A 2087-nucleotide genomic window follows, 5' to 3' on the forward strand; every position below is an offset into this window, starting at 1 on the left:
AGGGTTTTTCAGTTTTTACAGGTAATAAAAGTGTTTAACTTTCTTCTTTAGCCTTTGTTTGCGGGTCTTTTAAGACTGACATTTTAGGCGGCTGTAATGCAACAACACGCTCGCCTTCTTGCGGCGGTTTTTCCATGTTGATTGTAAACGGTCTTAGCTTAATTGGCGTATCGTCGTCGCTGTCTTTATCACCTTTAAGAATAAACAAAGGGATAGCCTCAGGGTTCATTTCTAGGTATTGCTCCCAGCTAAACTCATCCGAGATACGTGTTGAACTAACCTTACCGCCTTTAGCTATGATACTGCTCAAACGTGCGTATGAGCCTTCGTCGCCAAACAATATTTGTCTAGATAAAAACGTTGCACTGTCTTTATTTGCTTTAGCATGCGACGTTGATGAGCGAAGCGAAAATACATTTTTTTCATTAAGTAAATGCGAAAAGTATTGAACGCCTAGCGCATTATGATGACGGTTTGGCGATAGCGCTAAGACACTGCGAATAGTTGTTAGAGGTAAGTAGCGTTCAGCATGCTCTGATTGCGGGTTACCATAATAACAAGCTAAGCCATCCATACGTGCCATTCTGCAGTTTTCCCATGCAGGATCTGAAAGGTGAACCGGAATATTCTGCTCTTGTAAGCCACGTCCAATTGCACGCGATACATGGTTTGCACCAATAATTAATATTGTGTTTGGCGATGGTTGGCGTACACCTAATAGCTTGGCAACAGGGATGGCTGTTAAGCTTTGCAGCACAACCGTAATGATGATCACCGTAAATATAAGTGGCACCATCTTTTCAGCATCAGCAACGCCAGCTTCCATCATACTTAGTGCAAATACCGACCCAACGGCTGCGGCAACTATACCGCGTGGAGCAATCCAGGCAAGTACCAAGCGAGACTTCATTGGTAAGTCAGTACCAAAGGTCGAAATAGCAATACACAGTGGGCGTGCAACAAAAAGCACAATAGCTAAAAATATAAATACATCGCTGTCGAGCATCATCAAATCAGAAAGCTGTAAACGTGCTGCAAGTAAAATAAACAGCGTTGATATTAATATCATCGACAAGTCTTCTTTAAACTCAAGTACAGAATCTATTTCTAAATCGTCTTGGTTCGCAAGCCAAATACCAAATACAGTTACTGCTAATAAGCCTGATTCATGGCTTAAATAGTTTGATACAGAAAAACTAATAAGGACTAGTGCTAAAATTCCAAACTTATGTAATTCAAATGGCAGCCACTCGCGACGCATTAATAGGGTTGTTAGCCAACCTGCAGCAACACCAATACTTAAACCAACACCCAGGGTTTTAACTAAAGCAATAATAGTATGACTAAATACTTCGCCTTGGCCTACAAGCATTACAGCTTCAAATACCAATACAGCAAATAATGCGCCAATTGGGTCTATTACAATACCTTCCCAGCGAAGTATGCGGTCTATGTCTTGTGTTGGACGCATTGAGTTTAATAGCGGTGCTATAACGGTAGGGCCAGTAACAACGAGTACTGCGCCTAGTACCGCAGCAACACGCCAATTGAGCTCAAGCAACCAGTAGGCGCTTAAGCTAATAATAATGCAGGTAGTAAGCATACCGATTGAGCAGAGATTCCTTACAACTTTTCCTATCCCTTTTAATTCTCTGAAATGCAGAGTTAAGGAACCTTCAAATAAAATGATGGCAACGCTTAGTGATACTACTGGAAACAGTAAATCACCTAAAAGTGCATCAGGGTCTAAAACACCACTAAATGGTCCAAGTAAAAGACCAGTAAGCAATAAAAAAAGAATAGCGGGTACTCTAAAAGCCCACGCGACCCATTGGGCAAGCACAGAGCAAAGTGCGATACCGGCTATGTAAATTGCTGACATAGATTAAGAATTCCTTATTTATGACGATATGTTTAGAAAGTATAACTTTTGTTAATTATTAATACAGGGGTATACACCGGAAACTGAAATATTACTAATCAATTTTAGCTGCTTATAAAAGATTAGTAGGCTTAAATTATTTAGCGAGAACTTAGCCACCTTATTTTAAAGTGTATTAATTGTTTAATTTATTGAATTTTAATAA

Annotated in this window: 1 protein-coding gene; it reads right to left on the minus strand. The window is 39.9% G+C overall.

The genetic code is table 11. The features are described from left to right. Window positions 1–34: 34 nt before the first annotated feature. Complete coding sequence (locus tag GQR46_RS19045; protein WP_007586413.1) at window positions 35–1882, minus strand: sodium:proton antiporter; 1848 nt, start codon at window positions 1880–1882, stop codon at window positions 35–37. Window positions 1883–2087 lie beyond the last annotated feature (205 nt).

It is taken from the genome of Pseudoalteromonas sp. Z1A6 (assembly GCF_011378745.1).
Taxonomy (GTDB): Bacteria; Pseudomonadota; Gammaproteobacteria; order Enterobacterales; family Alteromonadaceae; genus Pseudoalteromonas; species Pseudoalteromonas arctica.

Bases quoted from the DNA above. Each gene is read 5' to 3' on its own strand.
- GQR46_RS19045 (WP_007586413.1), bottom strand. From the start codon at position 1,882: ATGTCAGCAATTTACATAGCCGGTATCGCACTTTGCTCTGTGCTTGCC.